Here is a 25351-nt window from a genome sequence, read left to right as displayed (position 1 = left end):
CGCCGCTCTCTTGCTCGGGCTCACGCCGGACGAGTGGACCGCCGTCGGCCTGAGCCTGCGGGTAGCCACGGTGGCGACGCTCGCGAGCCTCGTGCCGGGCCTCGCGGTGGCGTGGCTGCTGGCGCGGCGCCGCTTCCCGGGCCGCGCCCTGCTGGACGGGCTGGTCCACCTGCCGCTGATCCTGCCCCCGGTCGTGACCGGCTACCTGCTGCTGCTCGCCTTCGGCCGGCGCGGCCCGCTCGGCGCGCCCCTCGCCGAGATCGGCGTGGTCCTCTCCTTCCGCTGGACCGGGGCGGCGCTCGCCTGCGCGGTGATGGGGTTCCCGCTCATGGTGCGGGCGATGCGGCTGTCGATCGAGGCCGTCGACCGGCGCCTGGAGCAGGCGGCCGGCACGCTGGGCGCGAACCCCTTCGCGGTCTTCCTCACGATCACGCTGCCGCTGAGCCTGCCCGGCTGCCTCGCGGGCGCCGTGCTGGCCTTCGCCAAGGCGATGGGCGAGTTCGGCGCGACCATCACGTTCGTGTCGAACATCCCGGGCGAGACCCAGACCCTGCCGTCGGCGATCTACACGCTGACGCAGGTCCCCGGCGGGGAGGGGCCGGCCCTGCGCCTCACCCTGATCTCGATCGCGCTGTCGGTCGCGGCCCTGCTGGTCTCGGAATTCCTGGCCCGGCGGGCCGGACGGCGGCTGGGGGCGGGCTGAATGGCGACCGATCCGGGGCGGGACGCCCGCTCAGGCATACGCGTAGGGTCCGCCCTGCCGCAGGGCCCGCTGGTAGGCCGGGCGGGCGTGGACGCGCGTGAGCCAGTCCGCGACGCGCGGGCCCGCGCCCGTGCCGCGCGCCGCGAAGGCCTCCAGCGGGAAGCTCATCAGGATGTCGGCCGCGGTGAAGTCGGCGCCGCAGAAATACGGGCGGCCGGCGAGTTCCGTCTCCCAGAAGGCCGCGTGCCGGCGCAGGTCCGGATCGACGAAGCCCCGCAGCACCGTGTCGGCGATCCGGCGGACGAGGGGCCGCAGCGGCCAGGGGCTGCCCGGCGCCAGCCGCCCGAAGACCAGCTTCAGCAGCAGTGGCGGCATCGCCGAGCCCTCGGCGTAGTGCGACCAGTAAACGTAGCGCCGCCGCTCCTCGGTCCCGGGCCCGGGCACAAGCCGCGCGCCGGCGAGATCCGTCAGGTAGGCGGCGATCGCGCCGGTCTCGGCGACCACCGTCCCGCCGTCGGTGATCACCGGCGCCTTGCCGAGGGGGTGGACGGCCACGAGTTCGGCGGGCGCGCGCAGGGTCCGCGGATCGCGGGCGTAGCGGATCACGCGGTAGGGCAGCTCCAGCTCCTCCAGCAGCCAGAGCACGCGCTGCGAGCGGCTGTTCTCGAGGTGGTGGACCGTGATCATCGCGGGCAAGTCCGGGCCGGCGCCGGGGCGCGCCGCGGCTCCTGTTACCCGAGTCCCGCCGCGTGAGCATCCAGGTCGACGTCGAGCTCCGGCGCGGCGCCTTCGCGCTGGCGGCCGCCTTCGAGGCCGGGCCCGGGCTCACCGCCCTGTTCGGCCGCTCGGGCTCGGGAAAGACGACGCTGATCGACCTGATCGCCGGCCTCGCGCGGCCGGACCGGGGCCGGATCGCCGTCGGCGGCACCCCGTGGGTCGACACCGCGTCCGGCCTGATCCTGCCGCCGCACCGGCGCCGGGTCGGCGTGGTGTTCCAGGACGCGCGGCTGTTCCCGCACCTGAGCGTCCGGACCAATCTCGGCTACGGCCGGGTGTTCGCGCGGCACCGTGCCGACCCGGCGGCGTTCGCGGCAGTGACCGGGATGCTCGGCATCGACCACCTGCTCGACCGGCGGCCCGCGGGCCTCTCCGGTGGCGAGCGCCAGCGGGTGGCGATCGGGCGGGCGCTGCTGGCCGGGCCGCGCCTCCTCATGATGGACGAGCCCCTCGCGGCCCTGGACGAGGCCCGCAAGGCCGAGATCCTCCCGTATATCGAGCGCCTGCGCGACGAGGCCGGCGTGCCGATCCTCTACGTCAGCCACGCGGTCTCCGAGGTGGCCCGGCTCGCCAACACGGTGATCGTGCTGGAATCCGGGCGGGTGGCCGCCGCCGGCCCCGCGGAGACGATCCTGCGCCGCGCCGACCTCGTGCCGATCCACGAGGCCGAGCCCGGCGCGCTCCTCGACATGGTCGTCGAGACCCTCGACGACGCCACGGGGCTCACGCGCCTGACCGGCGCCGCCGGGAGCCTGCTGGTGCCGGGGCTGTCGCGCCCGGCCGGGACGCGGGTGCGGGTGCGCATCCCGGCCCGCGACGTGCTCGTCGCCACCGAGCGTCCCCGCGGTCTGAGCGCCCGCAACGTCCTGGCCGGCCGGATCTGCGGGCTGACGACCGCGGGCGCCGAGACGGCGGTGGAGATCGACTGCAACGGCGCCCGTCTCGTGGCGCGCGTGACCGGGGCGGCCGTCCGCGAACTCGGCCTCGCGCCGGGACGCGAGGTCCACGCCATCGTCAAGAGCGCGTCCTTCGACCCCGCCGGGTTCGGCCTGCTGCGGCCGCCCCGGGCGATCTGAGACGGCTCCGGGCGATGCCGACCGCGCGCGCCCGGCGCCGCGGTGGCGGACGCGCGCGGTCATCGGGACGCATCCGGGGCATCGTACTCCCGTTTCGGTTGTAAATATTATATCGAAACAACCATTGGTTAGAACATCGCCGCCACGATGGGCCGTGCAGTGGTCGTGCTGCGCGAGTCGCGGAGGTCGATGCGATGGGCATGCGGCGCTTGCGCCGGCGGAGGGCGCCGAGCGGATGGACCTGCCGGCGCGGCAGCTCCGCAGTGGAGTTCGCCCTCGTGGCGCCCGTGCTGTTCCTGCTCTTCGCCGGGATCGCGGTGTTCGGCATCTGTCTCGGCGCGGCCCACAACCTCCGCCAGATCGCCGCCGAGGCGGCCCGCGCGTCCGTGGCCGGGGTCACCGACGCCGAGCGGGCGAACCTCGCCCAGACCATGGTGAACCGGAGCCTGAGCGCCGGCGCGATGTTCCGGCCGGGCAGCATCGTCGTGCAGGTCGGGCCGGATCCCAACGACGCGACGGTGTACACGGTCACCGTCACCCTCGACGCCACCACGCTCGGCATCAACGTCTTCGCGCGCCTGCTGCCGATGCTCCCGACCGTGCTGCGCAGCAGCGTCAGCGTCCGGAAGGGCGGCCTGTGACCGGCCGCGGCACGCGCCTGCGGCGCTTCGGGGCCGCGCGCGGCGGCAACGTCGCGATCCTGGTGGCGCTCGGCAGCGCCATGCTGATGGGGGCGGGCGCGGTCGGGATCGATCTCGGCCTCGTCTTCCAGGCGCGGCGCAAGGCGCAGGGCGCGGTGGACATCGCCGCCATGCTGGCCGCCGTCGATCCGAGCCAGGCCGACACGGTCGCCCGCCAGTCGCTCAGCGACAACGGCTACGGCGCGGCGACCGCCACGGTCGCGCCCGGCAGCTACGACGCGAGCGCGCGAGGCGTCGCTCCGGGTAGCCGGTTCAGCGCCGGCGGCAGCCCGGCGAACGCGGTGCGGGTCGGCCTCTCGACCTCGGTCCCGGTGACCTTCGGCCGGGCGATCGGCCTGCCCGCCGCGGTGCCGCTGCGGGTGACGGGGACCGCCGCGAGCGCGCAATTCGCTGCCTTCACGATCGGATCCGGCACCCTGCAACTCCAGGGCGGCATCGCCAACGCCCTGCTCGGCGCCCTGCTCGGGGCCAAGCTGTCGCTCAGCGTCAGCGACTACGATGCCCTGGCCAGCGCCCGCGTCGACGGGCTGCGCGTCCTCGACGCCCTCGGGGCGAGCCTCAACATGCAGGCCGCGAACTACACCGACATCGTCCAGGCGAATGCCAGCGTCGGTCAGTTGCTGATGGCGCTGCGGGTCGCCGCGGCGGATAACGGCAGCGCGGTGTCGGCCCTGTCGGAGATCCTCAACGCCCTGCCGAATGCCGGAAACCTCGTCGCGATCGGCCAGCTGGACGGCCTCGGCGACGCCGCCGCGCTGGCGCCGCCGCGGGGATTCGCCGGCCCCTCCCTCAACGTGCTGAACCTGCTCGGCGCGGCCGCCTCCCTGGCGAACGGGCAGAACCAAGTGGCGGTCGATCTCGGGGCCACCGTGCCGGGACTGCTCGCGACGCGCCTGACCCTGGCGATCGGTGAGCGCAAGCGCAGTTCGGGCTGGGTCCGGCCGGGCAGCCAGAACGCCACCGTGCAGACGGCTCAGACCCGGCTGCTGATCGAGGCCACCGTCACGGCGCCGCTCGGGCTCGGAACCCTGTCGCTGCCGGTCTACGCGGAGGTGGCACCGGCGCAGGCCACCCTGCGGTCGCTCAGCTGCACGGGGTCCGGAGGACGCAGAGTCACCCTCGACGCGCAGACGGGGCTGGCGACGCTGGCCATCGCTCAGATCCCGCGCACCGCGATCGCGGGCGGCAGCGCGAGCCCCGACCTGTCGCAGCCGGCGACACTGATCGCCCTGCCGCTGGTCAACGTCTCCGGGCGGGCCCTCGCGACGCTCGGCACCGGATCGCAGACCCTCGTCTTCTCGGAGGCGGACATCGCGGATCACACGGTGCGCTCGGTGGCCTCGAGCGGCCTGACCCAGTCGCTCACCGGCAGCCTGCTGCGCAATCTCGTGCTGAACATCAGCGGCCTCGGCGTGCCCCCGCTGCTCCAGTCGGCCCTGACGACGACCCTGGGCACCGTGGCGCCGGGGATCGACCTCGTGCTCGACACCGTCCTGCGCACCCTCGGCCTGCGCCTCGGCTACGCCGATCTCGACGTGGACGGCACCCTCTGCAACCAGGCCGTGCTGGTGCAGTGAGCCGGGCCGGACGGCCCGGCGGGACGGAGCGCCCCCGCCTCAGTGGCGGCCGCGGCTCGCGCCGGTCGTGGAGGCCTTGGCGATGCGCCGGCCCAGGTGCAGCAGCAGCATGTCGACCAGGAGCTGAAGCTCGGAATCCGCCACGCCCTCAAGGGCGTCGCGGCACTCGAGGGCGCGGTCCACGGCCTGCGTCAGCGCGTCCGCGGGCCCGGCCATCGCCCGCGTCGCCGACGGCTCGTCCGTCACGTCGATGATGACGCCGTGCCCGAGGCGCCGGCTCGACGCGCCCGGCGGGATCCGGCCGCGATCGAGGATCCGGCGGACCTGCCCCGACGGCGACAGCGTGCGGTACTCGGCCACGAACAGGCCGCCGCGCTCGCGCACCGCCTTGAACTGCCGGATTACGGCCGGCCGATCCTCCGGATGGACGCAGGCCTTGGCGACCGAGAGCGGGAGGGGACGCCCGGCGAGTCCGGGATCCCCGGCCAGCACGTCCGCGGCGCCGGCATCGAGCACGCACCGCTCGGCGCGCGGCGACCACGACCACGCGCCGATGATCCCGGAGGCGTCGAGGGCGGCTGAGAGGTCGACCGGCCGAGGGCGGGGACCCTGGATTGCGTCGGCCATCATGGGCGAACTCCGGTTTCAGCGCGCACCGTGCCCGCCTTCGGAGACATACAACCGCTGATGGAATTAATGAGCAGTTAACTCAACTCGATCGCCCGTCACGCATCGACGACAATGCCCTGTGCCGGCGGCGAAATCCCGCTTCGCACGGGACCGCCCCCCCGCGACCCGGCCCGCAGCCAACCCGCTCAGGTTGCAATCGCGGCCGTGCCTCAGCCGAGCTGCGTCAGCAGCGTGAAAGCGCCGAACAGCAGGACCGCCCCCACCGAGGCGGCCAGCAGGATGAGCGCCGCGCGCGATTCCCGCATCTCCGGTGACATGGCGCCCTCCCATCGCGACCCGCGTTGGGTCGCGGGCGGGTTTCGTCAGGATTCGCACCGATCGGCCGCGCTGTCGACGGCCGACCGGACTCGCGCGGCGACATCGCCCGCCATCCGGACAGTCCGGGACGGTGGGGACGGCCCGGCGTCAGGCCGCGGTGCGGCGCTCCACCATCCGCGCCAGGAAGGCGCTGCCGATCGGGATGATCGAGTCGTCGAAGTTGTAGCCGGCATTGTGCAGGCCCGGGCCCGGATTGGCGCCGAGCCAGACATAGGCGCCGGGGACCGCCATGGTCATGTCGGCGAAGTCCTCGCTGCCCATCTTGGGCACGACGTTGGACTCGACCTTGTCGGCGCCCAGGAGCTCGGTGGCGACCTCCGTGGCGGCGGCCGCCTGCGCGGGGGCGTTCTCCAGGACGGAGAACACGTCCTGGAGGTCGACCGTGACCTCGGCGCCGTAGGCCGCGCCGAAGCCGGCCGCCAGCTCGCGCATGCGGGTGCCGGCGAGCGCCCGGATCTCCTTGTCGAAGGTGCGGATCGTGCCGGCGAGGTGGGCCGTCTCGGGGATCACGTTGTAGGCGGAGCCCGCCTCGATCCGGGTGATCGACAGGACGATGGACTTCAGCGGGTCGGCGTTGCGCGACACGATCGACTGGAGGGCCTGGGCGAGGCCGGTGGCGATGATGATCGGGTCGGTGCCCCGGTGCGGCTGTGCGGCGTGGATGCCCTTGCCGCGGATGTGGATGTCGAAGAAGTCCGCCGCCGCCATGATCGGCCCGGGCCGCAGCTTAATCATGCCGTGGCCGCCGCCGGGCTGGTTGTGCAGGCCGTAGATCTCGTCGCAGGGGAAGCGCTCGAACAGGCCGTCCTTCAGCATGGCCCGGGCGCCGCCGCGGCCCTCCTCGGCCGGCTGGAACACGAACACCGCGGTCCCGTCGAAATCGCGGGTCTCGGCGAGGTAGCGCGCCGCGCCGACCAGCATCGTGGTGTGCCCGTCATGGCCGCAGGCGTGCATCTTGCCGGCATAGGTCGAGCGGTAGGGGAGGTTGGTCTCCTCCTCGATGGGCAAGGCGTCCATGTCGGCGCGCAGGCCGATCCGCTTGCCGTTGTCGGTGCGTCCCTTGAGCAGGCCGACCACGCCGGTGCCGCCGACGCCGCGATGGACCTCGCAGCCGAACGTCTCGAGGAGGTCGGCGACGATGCCGGCCGTCCGGACCTCCTCGAAGCCGAGTTCCGGATGGGCGTGCAGGTCGCGGCGCAGGGCCGTCAGCTCGTCGGCGTAGGTCTTGATGCGGTCGATCGGGCTCATGACTCGGAACTCTCGGGGGGTGAGGTGTTGGGGGAGGAGGCGTCGGGGGGCGTCGCGCCCGGGCCGTCCGCGTCCGCGCGCCGGAACGGCGTCAGCGTGTCGAGGACGTCGACCGCCTCGGCGACGTGGGCGCGCTCCCGCTGCAAGTAATCGGCCACCGCGCGGCGCAGCGCCGGGTCGGCGATGTCGTGGGCCGAGTGCATCAGGACCGGCCGGTAGCCGCGGGCGAGCTTGTGCTCGCCCTGGGCCCCCGCCTCGACCCGCTTCAGGCCCCGGGCGATCGCGAAGTCGATCGCCTGGTAGTAGCAGACCTCGAAATGCAGGAACGGATGGTCCTCGATGCAGCCCCAGTTCCGGCCGTAGAGCGCGGTATCGCCGATCAGGTTGATCGCGCCGGCGATGTAGGCGTCCCCGCGCTTGGCCATCACGAGGAGCACCCGGTCGGCCATGCGCTCGGACAGGAGCGAGAAGAACCGGCGGTTGAGGTAGGGCCGTCCCCACTTCCGCGAGCCCGTGTCCATGTAGAAGGCGTAGAACGCGTCCCAGTGGGCCTCGGTGATGGCCGCGCCGGTCAGGTGCTCGACGGTGATGCCGGGCGCCAGGGCGTCGCGGCGCTCCTTGCGGATGGTCTTGCGCTTGCGCGAGGCGAGGGCGGCGAGGAAATCGTCGAAGCTCGCGTAGCCGTCGTTCTGCCAGTGGAACTGCTGGTCGGTGCGCTGCAGGAAGCCGGCCGCGCCGGCCCGCTCCCACTCCGCCTCGCGCATGAAGGTGACGTGGATCGAGGAGGCCTTGGTCTCGCCCCGCAGCGCCCGCAGGCCCGCGACGAGGCCGGCCGTGGCCTCGTCGGGATCGGCCCCAGGCGCGATCAGGAAGCGCGGCCCGGTCACCGGCGTGAACGGCACGCTGACCTGGAGCTTGGGGTAGTAGGCGCCGCCGGCCCGCTCGTAGGCGTCGGCCCAGCCGTGGTCGAAGACGTACTCGCCCTGGCTGTGCGATTTCAGGTAGCAGGGCGCCACGCCGAGGCGGACGCCGTCGCGCTCGACCGAGACGTGGAGCGGCAGCCAGCCGGTCCTGCGCGAGACGCAGCCCGAATCCTCCAGCGCCGACAGGAAGGCGTGCGACACGAAAGGGTTGTGGGTCTCGTCGCCCGCCGCCAGGGTCTCGGACGAGAACGCGCAGGCATCCCATTCCGCCGCGCCGATCTCCTTCAGTCCGGGAAGCGCCCGCACGGTCAGTGCGGCGGTCTCCGGCGTCGGCCCGGGTGCTTGCTTCATGGGCCGGACTCTAGCCCCTGACCGGCCGGGGGCAAGCGGGCGGATGCGCGCGGCGACCATGGCAGCGTTGTCAGACGGCCGCCGACGTCACCCGCCGCGCGCTTTCGCGCGGCCTCCTGGACGGCGCGCGGCGACGCGCGCTCTCCGAACCGGACGGCGCCGTCGCGGCGCGCGCTCACTCGGCGAGCCGGCCGACGCAGGACACGTCGTCCGGCTTGCAGTCGAGGTATCCCTTCAGGACCCTGGTCCGCGCGTCGGTCAGCCCCTTCAGGCAGCCGTTGTACGCCATCGCGTAGGCCGAGCCCCCGTCGAGGCCCATGGTCTCGAGGAAGCAGGTCGCGTCCCGGTACGACAGCCAAGCCTTCTGGGCGCCCCGCAGGGCGTCCTTCGTCTTCGGGCCGATCTTCCTCATCAGCTGCCCGTAGACGGCGTTCAGCGCCGTGTCGGCGGCCCGGTAATCGGCCCCCGCGCAGGCGTTGAGATCCGCCTGGGTCGTGCCCTCGCACGGGTCGGCCGCGGAAGCGGGCGCCGGGGCAAGCAGGGTCGCGGCGAGGGCGAGGCCCCCGCAGAGCCGCGCGAAGCGGGCGCGCGCGTCACGCGAAGCGGTCATGGCGATCCAGTTCGGACGGGATCGGACGGGGCGCAGGAACATTCACGGGACGAACCCCTCGAACACCATCTGGTCCGCGTGCGCGGCCGCGCGGGCGCGCTGCTCCGCATTCCGGACCGTCCAGGTCATGACGGGGACCTGACCGAGCAGCCGGCAGAGGTAGGTCGGCGCGCAGGGCAGGTCGTCCACCCGCCAGGACAGGAAGTCGGGCCGCGTCTCGGCGAGGTGCAGCAGGTCGGAGAGGGACCGGCGGAGCGAGGGCGTCAGGGCCGCGTAGACCGGGTCGTCCTGCGTCGTCTCCGCCACGATGCCCCGCGGAACCGTAGCGGGGCAGAGGTCGCGCAGGGCCGCGACCACCTGCGGGTCGAACGATTTCAGCGCCACCGGCCCGGCGCAGGCCGCGGCGATCTCGGCGGTGCGGGTCGCGAGCCGCAGGTCGCCGTCGTAGCGGGACTTCACCTCGATCACCACCGGCACCGCCCCGGACACCGCCGCCAGGAAGGCCGGCAGCGTCGGGATCGTCTCCGCGGACCCGGCGACGGCGAGGGTCGCGAGCTCGGCGGCGGAGCGGTCGGCCAGGGCCGCGCTCGCCCCCGTCAGACGCCCGAGGGCGGCGTCGTGGAAGACCATCGCCTCGCCGTCGGCGCTGAGCTGGACGTCGCACTCGATGGCGAAGCCGCCCGCGACGGCCGCCCGGGCCGCCGCCAGCGTGTTCTCCGGCCGCCCCGCCGCGCGGTCGTGCAGGCCGCGATGGGCGATCGGCCGCGCGGTGAGCCAGTCGGGGGCGGCCACCGTCAGCGGACCTCGAACATCGCCTCGACCTCGACGGCGGCGTCGAGGGGCAGCTCGGCCACCCCGACGGTGGAGCGCGCGTGCCGCCCGCGGTCGCCGAGGAGCTCGACCATCAGGTCGGAGGCGCCGTTCATCACCCCGGCCACCGCCGAGAAGCCCGGCGCCGCGTTGATGAAGCCGCCGAGCCGCACGCACTGGACCACGGCGCGGTCGAGGTCGCCCACCGCGGCCTCGAGCTGGGCGAGGACATTGAGGGCGCACAGGCGGGCGGCGGCCTTGCCGGCCTCGGCCGAGACGGCGCCGCCGACCTTGCCCTTGTGCTCGGCCGCGATGGCACCGTCCGCGCCGAAGCAGACTTGGCCGGAGATCACCACGAGGTTGCCGGTGCGCACGAACGGCACGTAGTTGGCGACCGGCGCCGCCGCCTTCGGCAGGGTCAGGCCCAGCGCCGCCAGGCGTTCCTTGATCGAGCTCATCGGGGTCTCCAGGTTCCTGCGAATCCGCGGGAGCAGGAGCACGGCCGCCCCCCGCGGCGCAAGGGCCGGCGCCGCGAAGGCCGGGATCGCGGCCCCGCGATTCGCCTGCGGCCCGGGTCGGGACCGCCGCAGATTTACCGTCGCAATCGGCTCTCCCGGTGCCGCGCGCAGAGCTGCCCGGCGGGTCCGCCGGGCACTGAAACGTTGACAGGCGGCGGCACTTTCATAGTAATCGCGCGCGTGCCGCCCAGGACTGAGGCGGCACTTTCATTTGGAGCCGGCTCAACGCTCGCTCCGGGATCCTGCGTGAAACGGAGATGGGACCCGTGACGTCAGCCCTTCTGCCGACCTACGTCCGTGCGCCGCTCGCCTTCGAGCGCGGCGAGGGCGCCTGGCTCGTGACGGAGGGCGGGGAGCGATACCTCGACTTCGGCGCCGGCATCGCGGTGAACGGCCTCGGCCACGCGCACCCGCACCTCGTCGGCGCGCTGACCGAGCAGGCCGGCAAGATCTGGCACACCTCGAACCTGTTCCAGATCCCGGGCGGCGAGCGCCTCGGGCAGCGCCTCGTCGACGCGACCTTCGCGGACGTGGTGTTCTTCTGCAACTCGGGCGCCGAGGCGAACGAGGCGGCGATCAAGATCGCCCGCAAGTACCACGCGGCCGGCGGGCAGCCGGAGCGCTACCGGATCGTCACCTTCGCGGGCGCCTTCCACGGGCGGACGCTGGCGACGCTCGCGGCCGGCGGGCAGCAGAAGTACATCGAGGGCTTCGGTCCGAAGGTCGAGGGCTTCGACCAGGTCCCGGCCGGCGACTGGGCGGCGCTGGACGCGGCGATCGGGCCGGAGACGGCGGCGCTGATGATCGAGCCGATCCAGGGCGAGGGCGGCGTGCGGGAGATCCCCCACGCGGACCTGCGCCGGCTGCGCGAGATCTGCGACGCCAACGGCCTCCTGCTGATCATGGACGAGGTCCAGACCGGCGTCGGCCGCACCGGCCGGCTGTTCGCGCACGAATGGTCCGGCATCACCCCGGACATCATGAGCGTCGCCAAGGGCATCGGCGGCGGATTCCCGCTGGGCGCCTGCCTCGCGACCCGCGAGGCCGCCCGTGGCATGACCGCAGGCACGCACGGCACCACCTTCGGTGGCAACCCGCTCGCCATGGCGGTGGGCAACGCCGTGCTGGACGTGGTGCTGGAGGAGGGCTTCCTCGCGCGCGTCGCCCGCTCCGGCCTGCTGCTCAAGCAGAAGCTCGCGGCCCTGCGCGACCGCCACCCGCACGTGATCCAGGAGATCCGCGGCGAGGGTCTGATGCTCGGCCTCAAGCTCGGCGTGCCGAACACCGACTTCGCCGCCGCCGCCCGCGACGCCCATCTGCTGGTGATCCCGGCGGGCGACAACATCGTCCGCCTGCTGCCGCCGCTGACCATCGGCGAGGCCGAGATCGACGAGGCGGTCCGCCGCCTGGACGCGGCGGCGTCCGGCTTCGAGGCCGTGCGCGGCGCGGCCGAGTAGGAGCGATCCGCGCGATTGAGAACACCGCCCTCCGGACCCCGGAGGGCGGCCCGAAGCATTTCCGGGCGCGGTCGATCCCGCCGCGCGTGACGGAGGTGCCCCTGCCAGGAGGTAGAGTGCGGTTCATGATCAGGTGATCGGTGAGCAGACTCTAGTTATTGTGACGCGATGAAAGCCCAGATTGACGGCCGGGCACAGGCCCCGGCCAGGCACCTGAACGGTGCCGGCCCTCGTCATTTCCTCGACCTCAAGGACTTCTCCGGGGCGGAGCTGCGCCGGGTCCTCGATGCCAGCGCCGCCATCAAGGCGCGCCGCCGCAAGGGCGAGCTGGCCGCCGAGCGCCCGCTCACCGGCAAGACCCTCGCCATGGTGTTCGACCGCCCGTCGACCCGCACCCGCGTCTCCTTCGACGTGGCGATGCGCGAGCTCGGCGGCGAGACCCTGATGCTCACCGGCTCCGAGATGCAGCTCGGCCGCGGCGAGACCATCGGCGACACGGCGCAGGTGCTCTCGCGCTTCGTCGACGCGATCATGATCCGCATCCTCGACCACGGTCAGATGCTGGAGCTGGCCGAGTATGCCACCGTCCCGGTGATCAACGCCCTCACCAAGGTCTCCCACCCCTGCCAGATCATGGCCGACGTGCTGACCTTCGAGGAGCATCGCGGGCCGATCCGGGGCCGCAAGGTCGCGTGGTCGGGCGATTCGAACAACGTGCTGGCGAGCTGGGTCCACGCCGCGGCCCGGTTCGACTTCACCTTGAACGTCGCGAGCCCGCCGGAACTCGCGCCGCCGCCGGCGCTGCTCGCCTGGGCGCGGCAGGAGGGCGCCGACGTCCACGTCACCACCGACGCGTTCGCGGCCGTCGACGGCGTCGATGCCGTGGTCACCGATTGCTGGGTGTCGATGGGCGACGACGACGAGGCGCACCGGCACAACCTGCTGAGCCCCTATCAGGTCAACGACAAGCTGATGGCGGCGGCCAATCCGGGCGCGATCTTCATGCACTGCCTCCCGGCCCATCGCGGCGAGGAGGTGACGGCCGAGGTGATGGACGGCCCGCGCTCCGTGGTGTTCGACGAGGCCGAGAACCGCCTGCACGCGCAGAAGGGTATCCTGGCCTGGTGCCTGGGCGCCGAGGGGCTCTGATCCCGGCCTCGTCCTGTCCGGCCTCGCGCTCGCGGGGTCGGCGCACCATATAGCCGTGAGCGGGCGGCTTGCGCCGTCCGTCTCCCCATCACGGCCGCCGGAAGGCGGCATCCCGGCGACGAACGGAGCGCGCTGCGCCGCCGCTCCCGCTCCGGGCCGGTCGGGGTGAGGGATCCGATCACTCCGCCAAGGTCATCGCCTCACGCCGCCCGGCCTCCGGGAGGACGGATCCACGCTTTGCCGGCACGCGCCGCCGGACGCATCGATCGGAGAAGGCATGACCTCAGGAACGCAGTCGCACCCCCAGTCGCCATCCCAGCCGCAGGCCCAGAATGGCGGCAACGGCCATGCCGGCGCCGACGACGCCGTCCTGCCCTTCGCCGTGGAGGCGCTCGACGTGCGCGGCCGCGTCGTCCGGCTCGGCCCCGCCGTCGACACCATCCTGCGCCGCCACGGCTACCCGGACCCGGTGGCGCGCCTGCTCGGCGAGGCCGCGGCGCTGACCGTGCTGCTCGGCTCCTCCCTCAAGTTCGAGGGCCGGTTCCAGCTTCAGACCAAGACCGACGGTCCGGTCGCGATGATCGTGGTCGATTTCGAGGCTCCGGACCGGCTGCGGGCCACCGCCCGGTTCGAGCCGGAGCGGGTCGCGGCCCTCGGCACCGGCCCGCTCAGGGATGCCGAGCTGATCGGCACCGGCCATCTCGCCATGACCATCGACCAGGGCACCGCCGCGAGCCGCTACCAGGGTGTCGTGGCCCTCGAGGGCCAGAGCCTGGAGGAGGCCGCCCACCAGTATTTCCGCCAGTCGGAGCAGATCCCCACGCAGGTGCGGCTCGCCGTGGCCGAGGCCTTGGAGGAGGGCGCCGGGCGCTGGCGGGCCGGCGGCCTGCTCGTGCAGTTCCTGCCCCAGTCGGTGGACCGGGCGCGCCTCGCCGACCTGCCCCCGGGCGATATCCCGGAGGGCCACGCGCATCTCTCGGGAGACGCGCCGGAGGACGATGCCTGGGTCGAGGCCCGCTCGCTGGTCGCGACCATCGAGGACCACGAGCTGGTCGATCCGAACGTCTCCAGCGAGCGGCTGCTCTACCGGCTGTTCCACGAGCGCGGGGTGCGGGTGTTCGACCGTCAGCCGGTTCAGGAGACCTGCCGCTGCTCGCGGGAGCGCGTGATGGGCATGATCCGCTCGTTCACGCCGCAGGAGCGGCACGACATGGTGGCGGATGACGGCCGCATCGTCATCACCTGCGAGTTCTGCTCCCGGCGCTACGACCTCGATCCCCAGGAGATCGAGGCCGAGATCGCCGGCCAGCCGAGCCAGTAGCGCGCAGGACAGCGGGCGCGCGCACCAGCATACCCGCGTCTACGGCCAAGCTTTTCCGCGCGAAACGCACGAAGATCGGTATTCGTTGCGTAAATTTTTGAGCCCTCCAGGCCGAACCGTTCCGCGACCTTTGACGTTGCGTGGCAGATTCAACATTGGAGGGTTCGCCATGCGGAAATTGTCGATCGGATTGGCCGCGCTGCTGATCAGCACCTCGGCCTATGCCCAGCAGGGTGGCGCCGACCGCGGCGCCGGGATGGGCGGTCGCGGCGGTCAGGGCGGCGCCGAGTCCGGCATGAAGGCCGGCGGCGGCGAGCGCGGCGGCATGCAGGGCGGCGCCCAGGGCGGCGCGCAGGGTGGCATGCAGGGCGACATGAAGGCCGGTCGCCAGGCGACGTCCGATCGGTCCGGCGCCGAGGCGGGCCGGTCCGCGCAGGGCCGCGAGGCCGGCGGCGAGGGCCGCACGGGTCAGGACCGCATGGCCCAGGACAAGGATCGGGCCGGCGCCGAGCGGGGCGACCGCCGCGGTGATCGCGCCGAGCGGAACGAGCGCGGGGATCGCGACGGCGCGCGTGCCGATCGCGGTGACCGTCGCGGCGACCGTCGCGCCGACCGCGCCGATTTCCGCGGCCGGACCGACGTCAGCCGGACCGACGTCCGGTCCGAGCGGGTCGAAGGCGGCTTCCGCCGCGAGGGCCGCTACGTGTTCATCGGCGGCCGCCGGGTCGTGTACGGCTCGCCGGAATATCGCCGCCTGATCGTCACCGAGAACCGCGGCCCGCGCGCGCGCTACGTCGTGATCCGCGGCCAGCGGGTGCTGTACGGCTCGCCCGAGTACCGCCGCCTGGTCAGCGTCCGCGAGACCGGCCCGCGCGAGCGCTACGTCGTGATCCGCGGCCAGCGGGTGCTGTACGGCTCCCCCGAGTACCGCCGCCTCGTCTCCGTCCAGGAGGACCGCTTCGTGACGATCCGCGGCCAGCGGGTGCGCTACGGGTCGGCCGAGTACCGGCGCCTCAGCGGCGGCGGCGCGGTCAGCGCGAGCTTCCGCTCCGAGCAGCGCGCCGGCGCGCGCTTCGACAACCGCGGCGGGCGGGACGGCATACACAACGCGTCGCGGACCGAGGGCCGCAACGACGGCCGGACGGACCGCAACGACCGCGGCCAGGACCGCGGGATGGACAAGGCGTCCCGTCAGGAAGGCAAGAACGACGGCATGCGCAACAGCGACATGCGCGGCGGCCAGCAGGACGGCATCCGCAACGCGTCCGATCGCGGCGGCCAGCAGGGCGGCATGAAGTCCGGCGCCGAGGGCGGCCGGACGGGTGGCGCCGAGCGCGGCGGCATGAGCGGCGGCAACGGCGCCATGGGCGGTGCCCAGGGTGCCGGCCGCGCCGGCGGTCAGGCGGGCGGCGCCGGCCGCAACTGAGCGGTGTGAACGTGGGGGGAGGGGCCGATGGGCTCCTCCCCCGTTTCGTTTCGGGTCTCGTCCGCCGCTCGCGGGCGACGGTCGAGACCCGCTTCAGACCTTCAGGACGGGCTCCGCGATGTCGCCGCCCCCGCCGCGGGCCCTCAGGTACTCGGGCTGGAACAGGCACATCCGCACGGCGTCCCGGTAGCGCCCGTTCACGAAGAACTCGTCCTTGAGAACGCCCTCGGGATGGAAGCCGCAGCGCTCGTAGATCCGCACGGCCCGGGCGTTGTCCCGGTCGACGTGCAGGTAGAGCTTGTGGATGTTGAGCACGCTGAAGGCGTAATCCATGGCGATCCGGGTGGCCTGCCACGCGTAGCCGCGGCCCTGGAAGCTCGGATGGATCGCGATCTGGAACTCGCAGCGCCGGTGCAGGTGGTTGATCTCGACGAGCTCGATCAGCCCGGCCGGCTCCCCGCTCGGATCGGCCACGATGAAGCGCCGCTCGGTCTGATTGTGGATGTTGCGCTCGTAGAGCTGCTGAAGTTCGGCGAAGGACTCGTAGGCCTCCTCGAACCAGTAGCGCATGATGCTGTCGTTGTTGTTGAGCTGGTGGACGAAGCGCAGGTCCTCCCGCTCCAGCGGGCGCAGCTTGATGGTGATACCGGTTACCGCATTCATGACGCACTCACCTCGATCAGCTCGCGCAGGAAGTGCTCACCCTGGCCCAGGGCGTCGAGGGTGATGAACTCGTCGGGCTGGTGCGCCTGGGCGATGTCGCCGGGGCCGCAGACCACCGTCGGGAGACCTGCCGCCTGGAAGCGCCCGGCCTCGGTGGCGTAGGGCACCGCGACGGTGTGGTTGCGTCCGGCGAGGCGCAGGCACAGGCGCTCGGCCGCCGAGCCCGGCTCCGGGGCGAGGCCGGGGATGTCGACCTCCTCCAGGGTGTCGATCCGCCCGAACGCGCCGTAGCGGTTGAGGCGCTCGCGGGTGACCCTTTCGACCTCCGCCGCGAACAGCCGCGGGATCTCGGCCGGGTCGAGATCCGGCAGGCCGCGATACTCCCAGAGGAAGCGGCACTCCTTGGCCAGGATGTTCCGGGCGGTGCCGCCCTGGATCGTCCCGACATGGACCGTGGTCGAGGCCGGGTCGAACCGCCCGGACGGGTCGCCGCGCTCGATCATCAGGTCGGCGATCCGGTTGAGGCCGGCGACGAGGTCGCAGGCGGCCGACACGGCGTTCGCGCCGAGGGCGGGGCGGGCGGAGTGGGCCTCGTGGCCGTGGACCGTGGTGAGACAGGTGACGATGCTCTTGTGGGCGTCGGCCACCTCCATCCCGGTGGGCTCGCCGACGATCACCGCGGCCGGCCGGGGCAGGCCGTCGCCGAAGCGCGCGATCCCGTCCATCGAGCCGAGGCAGGTCGTCTCCTCGTCGTAGGAGAGCAGGATGTGGATCGGCCGCTTCAGCCCGGCGGCGATCATGTCGGGCACAAGGGCCAGGGCCAGCGCGTCGAAGCCCTTCATGTCGACCGCGCCCCGTCCGTAGGCCCGGCCGTCGGCGACGCGCAGGGTGAACGGGTCGCCTGTCCAGGCCTGGCCCGTCACCGGCACCACGTCGGTGTGGCCGGACAGGACGGTGCCTCCGTCGGCCATCGGGCCGACCGTGGCGAGGATGGCGGCCTTGTCGCCCGTCGCGTTCGGGAGGCGCAGGTACGGGACGGCCCAGCCGTCGAGATAGGCGCAGACCGCGTCGATCAGGGCGAGGTTGGACTTGTCGCTCTCCGTGTCGAACGACACGAGGCGGGCGAGCATGTCGAGCGGGCTCAGCCGCTCGCCGGTCGCGGACATGGATTCCTCCGGGGCGAGGCCCCGGGCCGGGACCTCAGTGCAGGCTGCGGCGGACGTGCGGGCTGTCGAGGGAGAAGGCTGGGATCTCGGCCTCGAAGCTCTCGCCGGCCACCGTCGCCATGGTGTAGCTGCCGGCCATCAACCCGTCGGGCGTGTTGAGCGGACAGCCGCTGGTGTAGCAGAAGGACTCGCCCGGCTCCAGCACCGGCTGCTTGCCGACCACGCCGGTGCCGCGCACTTCCTGGCACGCCCCGTGGCCGTCGATGATCCGCCAGTGGCGCGAGCGCAGCTGGACCTGCTCGCTCCCGTTGTTCACGATCTCGACCGTGTAGGCGAAGAAGTACCGGCTCTCGGTCGGCGAGGACTCCTCCTCGACGAAACGAGACTGGACCGTCACACTTATTCCCCGCGTCTCGGCCTTGTACATCGCCCTAAATGGCCCTTCTTCGGACGGTACGACTCGCTGAAGCCGAAAGGAACGCGCTTCCCGGCCGGTGGTAGTGGGCGGCGGAATCGCCGTCAATTGCGGCGGACTACCTCGCGCGGCGGGGCGCCCCGCCGCGCGCGGCGCCGGCACGACGGGGCCTCCGGACGCGGTTAAGCCCGCGTTAGCGGGTCCCGGCGGACAACGCTGCTCGGCGTGACGCGGACCGGCCGGCGCGCGCGATGGAGTCAGGGGCGCGATGAACGCGGGCGCAGCCACGGGAGCCGCCGAGTCGAGCGCGGACGGCCGGTCGGGCATCCTGCCGGCCCAGGCGATCGCCGCCCTCGCGCAGGCGGGCGGCATCCGGACCGCGAGCCCCTTCGCGGCCGATCAGATCCAGCCCGCGAGCCTCGACCTGCGCCTCGGCGCCAGGGCCTACCGGGTGCGGACGAGCTTCCTGCCCGGCTCGGGACGGACGGTCCAGGCCTGCGTCGACCGGCTGTCGCTGCACGCCGTGGACCTGCGCCCGGGCGCCGTCCTGGAGACGGGCTGCGTCTACATCGCGGAGATCCAGGAGAGCCTCGCCCTGCCGGCCGACCTCGCGGCGGCCGCGAACCCGAAGAGTTCGACCGGGCGCATCGACGTCTTCACCCGCGTGATCACCGACCGGGGCGAGGCCTTCGATCAGGTCGAGCCCGGCTACGACGGGCCGCTCTACGCGGAGATCTCGCCGCGCACCTTCCCGGTCCTCGTGCGCAGCGGCTCGCGGCTGTCGCAGATCCGCTTCCGCCGCGGGGCGCCGCGGCTGACCGAGGCCGAGCTCGGCCTGCTGCACGCCCGCTCGGCCCTGGTCGACGCCGGCAGCCCGTCCTTCCAGGGCGGCGTGGCGGTGTCGGTGGACCTCGCCGGCTTCGACGGCCTCGTGGGCTACCGGGCGAAGCGCCACACCGGCCTCGTCGACGTCGACGCCCCCGGGCGCCACCGGGCCGCGGATTTCTGGGAGCCGCTGGCCGCCGACGGGTCGGGCAGCCTGATCCTCGATCCCGGCCAGTTCTACATCCTGGCCTCCAAGGAGGCCGTGCAGGTCCCGCCGGACCACGCCGCCGAGATGGTGCCGTTCGATCCCCTGGTCGGCGAGTTCCGCGTCCACTACGCGGGCTTCTTCGACCCGGGCTTCGGCTATGCCGGGGCCGGCGGCGCGGGCGCGCGGGCCGTGCTGGAGGTCCGCTCCCGCGACGTGCCGTTCCTCCTGGAGGACGGACAGATCGTCGGCCGCCTCGTCTACGAGCGGATGCTCGACCTGCCGGAGACGCTCTACGGGGCGGGGGCCGGCTCGAACTACCAGGCCCAGGGGCTCAAGCTCTCGAAGCACTTCGCCCTGTAGTCCGGCCCGGACGCGCCGACGGGAGCATCGATCGCATGGACGCCGTGGACCGGAAGATCCTCGATCTCCTCCAGCAGGACGCGACGCTCCCGGTGGCCGAACTCGCCGAGCAGGTCGGCATCAGCGCGGCGCCGTGCTGGCGGCGGGTGAAGAAGCTGGAGGCGTCCGGGGTGATCCGCCGCCGGGTCGCCCTGGTGGACCGCCGCAAGGTCAACGTCCCCACCACGGTGTTCGTGGCCGTCAAGGCGCCGCGCCACGCGGCCGACTGGTCGGACGCGTTCCGGCGGGTGGTCGCCGGCTTCCCGGAGATCGTCGAGGCGTGGCGCCTGACCGGCGAGATCGACTACCTGCTGCGGATCGTGGTGCCGGACATCGAGGCCTACGACGCGGTCTACCAGCGCCTCATCGCCAAGCTCGACTTCTCGAACCTGTCCTCCTCGATCGCCATGGAGGAGATGAAGTACACGACCGCCGTCCCGACGATCTACGTGGCGTGAGGCGACCGCGCCGCGGCGGGGCTCAGCCCGCCGCCACCGCGTAGGTCCGGTGGATCGACGAGTCCTGCACCCGGTGGTCGTAGCCGTAGACGTGGATCGAGACGGCCGCTTCCGGCCCGTCATTGGCGATCCGGTGCAGGTTCGGCCCCGTGGGCATCATGCAGGCGACGAAGCCGGGCTCGCGGACGGCGTCCATGGTCGCCACGGCGTGGGTCTCGCTGATCGGGCGGTACCACGTCTCCCGGAGGCTGCCGCGCAGCAGGCCGAAGCAGCACGAGCAGTGGTGGTCGTGGACCGGCGTCACCGTGCCGGGCGCCCAGACCATCGCCCAGACGCTGATCGCCTCGGTGCCGAACAGGAGGTTCCGGCTCAGGCCGGGCCCCTGGCCGACCAGCCGCGACGGGTCGAGCAGGTCCGGCTGCGCCAGGATGCGGACCAGGGTGGCGCGGGCCGAGGCCAGATAGGCCTCCGGCGAGCGGCGCGCGGAGCGGGCGAGGTTCGCCAGCATCGCCTCGACATCGGTCGGGGTCGCGGTCTGCGGCATCGGCAGGTCTCCTTCGGGGCCCTTTCACGAGGTTGCACGAAGGATACCCGGAGGTCGGCGACGACGGGTTGCGTTCTCGCGCGTCATCGCGCGCGCGGCGGCAATGTCATTGCCCGGAGACGCTCCCGCAGGAAATGGTGTTGCGCGCGCCCGATCTTTCCCGCGCGGCTGACGCCGGCGCGGCGGGCTCAGCCGGCCGCGGCCTCGTCCAGCAGCCACGCCACGGCGCCCGCGCTCGTCACGCGGCCAGCGGGTAGCGACTCGCCGGCGGCCAGCCGGGCCAGCGGCGCCCGCTTGCCGGCTCCGGTGACGAGGAACAGCACGTGCCGCGAGGACGCGAGCGCCGGCAGCGTCAGGCTGATCCGCGGGACGAACGGCTCCAGGCCGGCCTCCGGCACGGCGTCGACGAGCCGCCGGGTCTCGTCGACGGCGGGCTTGCCGGGAAACAGCGAGGCGGTGTGGCCGTCCTCGCCCAGGCCGAGCAGCACGAGGTCGAAGAGCGGCCGGGCCGGATCGAGGTGCTCGGCGCCGTAGAAGTCGAGGAGCGTCCGCTCGTAGGCGCGGGCACCGGCTTCCGGGCCGGCGTCGGACGGGATGAAGTGGAGATGCGTCGGCGGGATCCGCGACCCGTGGCCGAACGCCTCCCGGACCATCCGGACATTGCTGCGCGGATCGCCCCACGGCACGGCGCGGTCATCGCCGAAGAACCAGTGGATCCGCTCCCACGGCACCCGGGCCGCGTAATCCGGCCCGGCGAGCAGGCCGTACAGCACCTTGGGCGTCGAGCCGCCCGAGAGGCAGACCGCGATCCGGTCGGACCGGCTCTCACCGCAGGCCACGATGATCCGCTCGGCCGCCTCGCGGGCGACCGCCTCCGGATCCTTCAGGACGTGGGTTCCGACGGGAAGGCTCATGGGTTCGGGCCCTCGCGGCTTCGGGGGTCGGACAGGTCGGCCTGCGGGCGCCCCGCTCAGCCCTTCGGCTCCTGGTGGCCGCCAAAGCCCTTGCGCATCGCCGAGAGCAGCTTGTCGGCGTAACTCGCGTGCTCGCGGGAGCGGAAGCGGCGGTAGAGCGCGGCGGAGAGCACCGTCGCCGGGACGCCCTCCTCGACGGCGGCGTTGATGGTCCAGCGGCCCTCGCCCGAATCCTCGACATAGCCGGAGAAGTCGGTGAGCTGCTCGTCGCCCGCGAGCGCCTGGGCGGTCAGGTCGAGGAGCCAGGACGAGACGACGCTGCCGCGACGCCAGACCTCGGCGATGTCGCCCATGTTGAGGTCGAAGCGGCGCTCGGCCGGCAGGTCGGACGCGTTGGCGTGGCGGAGGATGTCGAAGCCCTCCGCGTAGGCCTGCATCAGGCCGTACTCGATGCCGTTATGGACCATCTTGACGAAGTGGCCGGCGCCGGTCGGGCCCGCGTGGATGTAGCCCTGCTCGGCGCGGGGGTCGCGCCCCTCGCGGTTCGGCGTCTTCGGGATGTCGCCGATGCCGGGCGCCAGGGTCTTGAAGATCGGGTCGAGGCGGTCGACCGCCTCCTTGTCCCCGCCGATCATCATGCAGTAGCCGCGCTCCAGGCCCCAGACGCCGCCCGAGGTGCCGACGTCGACGTAGTGCAGGCCCTTCTCCGTCAGGGCGGCCCCGCGGCGGACATCGTCGCCGTAGAAGGAGTTGCCGCCGTCGATGATGCAGTCGTCCGCCTGCATCAGACCCGAGAGCGCCTGGACGGTCTGCTCGGTGATCGCCCCGGCCGGCAGCATCACCCAGGCCGCGCGCGGCACCTCGAGCTTCGAGACCAGATCCTCCAGGCTCGACGCGCCGACAGCCCCGGCCTCGACCAGGGCGGCGACGGCCGCCGGGTTCTGGTCGAACACCACGGCTGTGTGCCCGTCGCGCAGGAGACGCCGGACGATGTTGCCGCCCATCCGGCCGAGGCCGATCATGCCGAGTTGCATTGCTGCCCTTCCTTACCGTTTGCCCCCGCGCGGCGAGGGTCAGGCCCCTACGGCTTCACCGACGTCACAGGCGATCCGCGAGCCGCACCCGCTCGCGGGACGAGGCCTGCCGCGGCGGGCCGGCGGCGGGACGGGAAGCCCCCCGCCGCCGGTCCGGAACGACTAGACGACCGCCATCTTCAGGGCCGCCGCGACCCGGACGAGGCCGGCCTTCGTGTCGCCGCCCTTGAGGTGGACGCGCAGCGCCCGCCGGCCGCGCTCGGCGAGGACGGCGAAGTCGCCCCGCGCCTGCGCCGCGGCGACGGTGCTGAACCCGAGCTTCCGGCCCGGAATCGGCAGGTCCTCGGCAGCGTCCGCGGTGATCTGCAGGAACACGCCGGTATCCGGGCCACCCTTGTAGGCCTGGCCGGTCGAGTGGAGGAAGCGCGGCCCGAACTCCAGGCAGGTCGCCACCTTGCGGGCGTCGCGCACGGCGATCCGCGGCTCCTGCAGGATGGCGGCGGCCTCGGCGTCGCGCGGGACGTAGGCCAGGAGCCCCAGGTAATCGCCGTCCTTCAGGCGGCCGATCTGCGCCTTCATCGCGGCCTCGAGCCCCTCGGCGGCCGGCGTGAGGGCGTCGGCGTTCCGCGGATCGGCGTAGAGCGCGACCCAGTCGTCCTCGTAGAGCGGCGTCTCGGCGGGGAGGGCGCCCTTCGCCTCGGCCTCGGCGAACAGCTTCTTCGTCTCGACCTTGCTGGCCTCGACGTCGGGCTGGTCGAACGGGTTGATCCCGATCACCGCGCCGGCCACCGCGGTCGCCATCTCCAGACGGTAGAATTCCTGCGGCAGCTGCTCGACCGAGTCGAGGGTGATGCGGGCGATCGGGTGGCCGTCCCGCTCCAGGGCGCGAAGGGCCTCGTCCTGCGCGGCCTCGGCGTTGCCGTCGAGGCGCAGGTAGATGAAGAACCGGTCGTGGCCGTAGACGGCGGGAACGCCGACCGGCTCGCCGTCCACCGGCACGAGGCCCTTGCCCTGCTTGCCGGTCGATTCCGCGATCAGCTGCTCGGCCCAGGCGCCGAAGCTCGCGATCGCCGGGGAGGCGACGATCGTCACCTTGTCGCGGCCGGCGAGCGCCGCGGCGCCGATGGCCGTTCCCAGCAGGACGCCCGGGTTCACGGCCGGCGGCACGGCCGGGCCGCAGGAGCGGACCATGATGCGGGCGGTCTCGAGGAGCGCCTTCACGTCGAGGCCCATGGCGGCGGCCGGCACGAGGCCGAAGGCCGAGAGCACCGAGTAGCGCCCGCCGATCTGCTTCACGCCGTAGAAGATCTTCTTGAACTTATCGCTCTGCGCGGCGCGCTCCATGTCGGAGCCCGGATCGGTCACGGCCACGAAGTGGTCGCCGGCCCGGTCGCCGAGCACGTCCTTGGCGCGGGCCAGGAAGTAGTCGCGGAAGACGTTCGGCTCCAGGGTCGAGCCGGACTTGGACGCGACGATGAACAGCGTCTTGGCGAGGTCGATGCTCGCCTCCAGGGCGCGCACCTGATCCGGGTGGGTCGAGTCGAGGATCTGGAGCTTCGGGAAACCCTCGCGCTGACCGTAGGTCAGGCTCAGGACCTCCGGGCCGAGGCTCGACCCGCCCATGCCCAGCACCACGGCGTCAGTGAAGCCTTCCGCCTTCACCCAGTCGGAGAAGGCGGCGTAGTCGGCGGCCTTCTCCAGCTCCTCCTCGACGATGTGCAGCCAGCCGAGCCAGTTCGCCTCGTCGTGGCCGGACCAGACCGAGGCGTCGCCCGCCCAGAGCCGGCGGATCGAGCCGCTGGCGCGCCAGGTTTCGACGGCCTTCTTGGCCTCGGCGGCCAGGGTGTCGTCCATGGCGAGGCTCTGGCCGTCCAGGCGGTGCCCCAGCAGCGCGACGCGCTTGCCCGCGACGGCGCCCAGCAGGTTGTCGGCGGCGTCGATGAAGAGCTGCACGCCCTCCTTCACCAGCTGCTCGGCGACCGCCTCGATGTCGATCCCGGCCCGGGCGAGGCGGTTCATGACCGCCTCGGCGCCCGGCACGTCCTCCTCGATCGTGGCCCGCACCACGCCGTGGTCGCGGAACGCGTCCATGGTGGCGGGCGGCATCGTGTTGACGGTGTTCGGCCCGATCAGCTCCTCGACGTAGAGGACGTCGGAATAGGCCTTGTTCTTCGTGCCGGTGGAGGCCCAGAGCAGGCGCTGCGCCTTGGCGCCCTTCTCGGCCAGCGCGGTCCACTTGGATTCGGCGAAGATCGTCTTGTAGCGCTGGTAGGCGAGCTTCGCGTTGGCGATCGCCACCTTGCCCTTCAGCTGCTCCAGGGCGAACTTCTCGTCCGGGTCGTTGGCCTGCGCGATCTTCTCGTCGAGCAGCTTGTCGACCAGCACGTCGATCCGGCTGATGAAGAAGCTCGCCACGCTGGCGATCCGCGAGACGTCGTGGCCGGCCTTGGCGCGTTCATCGAGCCCGTCGATGAACGCGCGGGCCACGGCCTCGTAGGCCTCCTGCGAGAACAGCAGGGTGACGTTGATCGAGATGCCCTCGCTCGTCAGCTGCCGGATCGCCGGGATGCCCTCCGGGGTGGCCGGCACCTTCACCATCAGGTTGTCGCGGGAGACCGCCTTGTGCAGGCGGCGCGCCTCGGCCAGCGTCGCCTCGGTGTCGAGGGCGAGGTAGGGCGAGACCTCCAGGCTGACGTAGCCGTCGGCCCCGTCGCTCGCCTCGTAGACCGGGCGGAGCACGTCGGCGGCCGCCTGGATGTCGGCGATCGCGAGCCCCTCGTAGAGGTCGATGACGCGGCTGTCGCCGGTCGCCTGCACGGCCTTCAGGCTGTCGTCGTACTCGTCCGAGTGGCCGATCGCCTTCTCGAAGATCGACGGGTTGGAGGTGACGCCCCGCAGGCCGTCGCGCTCCACGAGCTGCTTCAGCTCGCCCTTCTGGATGAATCCGCGGGCCACGAAGTCGAGCCAGACCGCCTGATCCTGTTCGTCGTGCAGGGCCTTGAGCGCGTTCATGTCGATTCCTCGCCTCGCGTACCGCGTACTCGCGCCCGAACGCGCTCTCCCGCCCGGA

24 protein-coding genes are annotated in these 25351 nt (G+C 72.8%); 10 read left to right on the top strand and 14 right to left on the bottom strand.

Annotated features, from left to right (window positions below; all coding sequences use genetic code 11):
• The first annotated feature begins 10 nt into the window (after positions 1-10).
• Positions 11-703 carry a molybdate ABC transporter permease subunit gene (gene modB / locus ACLBXO_RS12540; protein WP_331318371.1) on the top strand — a complete coding sequence of 231 codons (693 nt, stop codon included), beginning with the start codon at positions 11-13 and terminating at the stop codon, positions 701-703.
• 30 nt (positions 704-733) lie between these two features.
• On the opposite strand, the gene ACLBXO_RS12535 is transcribed toward modB, so the two are convergent.
• The gene (locus tag ACLBXO_RS12535; protein ID WP_331318373.1) at positions 734-1390 is read right to left on the bottom strand and encodes a glutathione S-transferase; all 657 of its coding nucleotides are present in this window, start codon (positions 1388-1390) and stop codon (positions 734-736) included.
• A gap of 62 nt (positions 1391-1452) precedes the next feature.
• Here ACLBXO_RS12535 and modC point away from each other — a divergent pair, with 62 nt between their 5' ends.
• The 3 genes from modC to ACLBXO_RS12520 all read left to right on the top strand — a co-directional run bounded on the left by modC (position 1453) and on the right by ACLBXO_RS12520 (position 4834).
• The gene (modC, locus tag ACLBXO_RS12530) at positions 1453-2556 is read left to right on the top strand and encodes a molybdenum ABC transporter ATP-binding protein (protein WP_447685570.1); all 1104 of its coding nucleotides are present in this window, start codon (positions 1453-1455) and stop codon (positions 2554-2556) included.
• A gap of 263 nt (positions 2557-2819) precedes the next feature.
• On the top strand, positions 2820-3197 hold the full coding sequence (locus tag ACLBXO_RS12525; RefSeq protein ID WP_331318375.1) for a TadE/TadG family type IV pilus assembly protein: 378 nt from the start codon (positions 2820-2822) through the stop codon (positions 3195-3197).
• Positions 3194-4834 (top strand): TadG family pilus assembly protein, encoded by a 1641-nt coding sequence (locus ACLBXO_RS12520; RefSeq protein WP_447685569.1) that lies wholly within the window; start codon positions 3194-3196, stop codon positions 4832-4834. Before ACLBXO_RS12525 ends, ACLBXO_RS12520 begins: the two co-directional genes overlap by 4 nt.
• Before the next feature lie 39 nt (positions 4835-4873).
• Here ACLBXO_RS12520 and ACLBXO_RS12515 read toward each other — a convergent pair whose 3' ends face one another.
• The 6 genes from ACLBXO_RS12515 to ACLBXO_RS12490 form a co-directional block, all read right to left on the bottom strand.
• Positions 4874-5464: a PAS domain-containing protein gene (locus tag ACLBXO_RS12515; RefSeq protein ID WP_447685568.1), complete on the bottom strand. Its 591-nt coding sequence runs from the start codon at positions 5462-5464 to the stop codon at positions 4874-4876.
• 465 nt (positions 5465-5929) lie between these two features.
• Complete coding sequence (locus tag ACLBXO_RS12510; protein WP_447685567.1) at positions 5930-7090, bottom strand: M20 aminoacylase family protein; 1161 nt, start codon at positions 7088-7090, stop codon at positions 5930-5932.
• Positions 7087-8364 (bottom strand): GNAT family N-acetyltransferase, encoded by a 1278-nt coding sequence (locus ACLBXO_RS12505; RefSeq protein ID WP_447685566.1) that lies wholly within the window; start codon positions 8362-8364, stop codon positions 7087-7089. The genes ACLBXO_RS12510 and ACLBXO_RS12505 overlap by 4 nt, the downstream gene beginning before the upstream one ends.
• 175 nt (positions 8365-8539) lie before the next feature.
• The gene (locus tag ACLBXO_RS12500; protein ID WP_447685565.1) at positions 8540-8974 is read right to left on the bottom strand and encodes a lysozyme inhibitor LprI family protein; all 435 of its coding nucleotides are present in this window, start codon (positions 8972-8974) and stop codon (positions 8540-8542) included.
• Positions 8975-9016: 42 nt separating this feature from the next.
• Positions 9017-9766 (bottom strand): glycerophosphodiester phosphodiesterase family protein, encoded by a 750-nt coding sequence (locus ACLBXO_RS12495; protein WP_447685564.1) that lies wholly within the window; start codon positions 9764-9766, stop codon positions 9017-9019.
• A gap of 2 nt (positions 9767-9768) precedes the next feature.
• Positions 9769-10242 (bottom strand): RidA family protein, encoded by a 474-nt coding sequence (locus ACLBXO_RS12490; RefSeq protein WP_331318359.1) that lies wholly within the window; start codon positions 10240-10242, stop codon positions 9769-9771.
• Positions 10243-10568: 326 nt separating this feature from the next.
• Here ACLBXO_RS12490 and ACLBXO_RS12485 point away from each other — a divergent pair, with 326 nt between their 5' ends.
• The 4 genes from ACLBXO_RS12485 (at position 10569) to ACLBXO_RS12470 (ending at position 15655) form a co-directional block, all read left to right on the top strand.
• Positions 10569-11759: an aspartate aminotransferase family protein gene (locus tag ACLBXO_RS12485; protein ID WP_331318360.1), complete on the top strand. Its 1191-nt coding sequence runs from the start codon at positions 10569-10571 to the stop codon at positions 11757-11759.
• A 168-nt stretch (positions 11760-11927) separates the two neighbouring features.
• Positions 11928-12908, top strand: coding sequence for an ornithine carbamoyltransferase (argF, locus tag ACLBXO_RS12480; protein ID WP_447685563.1), 981 nt, complete (start codon positions 11928-11930; stop codon positions 12906-12908).
• A 277-nt stretch (positions 12909-13185) separates the two neighbouring features.
• Positions 13186-14229, top strand: a complete 1044-nt coding sequence (locus ACLBXO_RS12475; RefSeq protein ID WP_447685562.1) for an Hsp33 family molecular chaperone — start codon at positions 13186-13188, stop codon at positions 14227-14229.
• Positions 14230-14398: 169 nt separating this feature from the next.
• Positions 14399-15655, top strand: a complete 1257-nt coding sequence (locus tag ACLBXO_RS12470; RefSeq protein ID WP_447685561.1) for a hypothetical protein — start codon at positions 14399-14401, stop codon at positions 15653-15655.
• A 93-nt stretch (positions 15656-15748) separates the two neighbouring features.
• Here the strand turns inward: ACLBXO_RS12470 and speG are convergent, their stop codons facing one another.
• From speG to apaG, 3 genes are read right to left on the bottom strand one after another with little or no spacing between them, the layout of a single operon-like run.
• Positions 15749-16318 (bottom strand): spermidine N1-acetyltransferase, encoded by a 570-nt coding sequence (gene speG / locus ACLBXO_RS12465; protein WP_447685560.1) that lies wholly within the window; start codon positions 16316-16318, stop codon positions 15749-15751.
• A complete protein-coding gene (gene argE, locus ACLBXO_RS12460; RefSeq protein WP_447685559.1) occupies positions 16315-17484 on the bottom strand; it encodes an acetylornithine deacetylase in 1170 nt (389 codons plus the stop codon). Before argE ends, speG begins: the two co-directional genes overlap by 4 nt.
• 34 nt (positions 17485-17518) lie before the next feature.
• Positions 17519-17911: a Co2+/Mg2+ efflux protein ApaG gene (apaG, locus tag ACLBXO_RS12455; protein ID WP_012319280.1), complete on the bottom strand. Its 393-nt coding sequence runs from the start codon at positions 17909-17911 to the stop codon at positions 17519-17521.
• Positions 17912-18167: 256 nt separating this feature from the next.
• Between apaG and ACLBXO_RS12450 the strand changes: the two genes are divergently transcribed.
• The gene (locus tag ACLBXO_RS12450) at positions 18168-19292 is read left to right on the top strand and encodes a 2'-deoxycytidine 5'-triphosphate deaminase (RefSeq protein ID WP_447685558.1); all 1125 of its coding nucleotides are present in this window, start codon (positions 18168-18170) and stop codon (positions 19290-19292) included.
• 35 nt (positions 19293-19327) lie between these two features.
• On the top strand, positions 19328-19789 hold the full coding sequence (locus tag ACLBXO_RS12445; RefSeq protein WP_012319278.1) for an Lrp/AsnC family transcriptional regulator: 462 nt from the start codon (positions 19328-19330) through the stop codon (positions 19787-19789).
• A gap of 22 nt (positions 19790-19811) precedes the next feature.
• On the opposite strand, the gene ACLBXO_RS12440 is transcribed toward ACLBXO_RS12445, so the two are convergent.
• The 4 genes from ACLBXO_RS12440 to ACLBXO_RS12425 all read right to left on the bottom strand — a co-directional run bounded on the left by ACLBXO_RS12440 (position 19812) and on the right by ACLBXO_RS12425 (position 25293).
• Positions 19812-20333: a cysteine dioxygenase gene (locus tag ACLBXO_RS12440; RefSeq protein WP_447685557.1), complete on the bottom strand. Its 522-nt coding sequence runs from the start codon at positions 20331-20333 to the stop codon at positions 19812-19814.
• Positions 20334-20521: 188 nt separating this feature from the next.
• Entirely contained in the window at positions 20522-21247 is a 726-nt protein-coding gene (pgl, locus tag ACLBXO_RS12435; RefSeq protein ID WP_447685556.1) for a 6-phosphogluconolactonase, read from the bottom strand.
• 56 nt (positions 21248-21303) lie between these two features.
• Entirely contained in the window at positions 21304-22281 is a 978-nt protein-coding gene (gnd, locus tag ACLBXO_RS12430) for a phosphogluconate dehydrogenase (NAD(+)-dependent, decarboxylating) (RefSeq protein WP_447685555.1), read from the bottom strand.
• 162 nt (positions 22282-22443) lie between these two features.
• Entirely contained in the window at positions 22444-25293 is a 2850-nt protein-coding gene (locus ACLBXO_RS12425; RefSeq protein WP_447685554.1) for a bifunctional transaldolase/phosoglucose isomerase, read from the bottom strand.
• Between the last annotated feature and the right edge of the window lie 58 nt (positions 25294-25351).

The sequence above is a fragment of the Methylobacterium sp. C33D genome (assembly GCF_053345825.1).
This window is presented reverse-complemented; position numbering and strand designations above follow the sequence as displayed.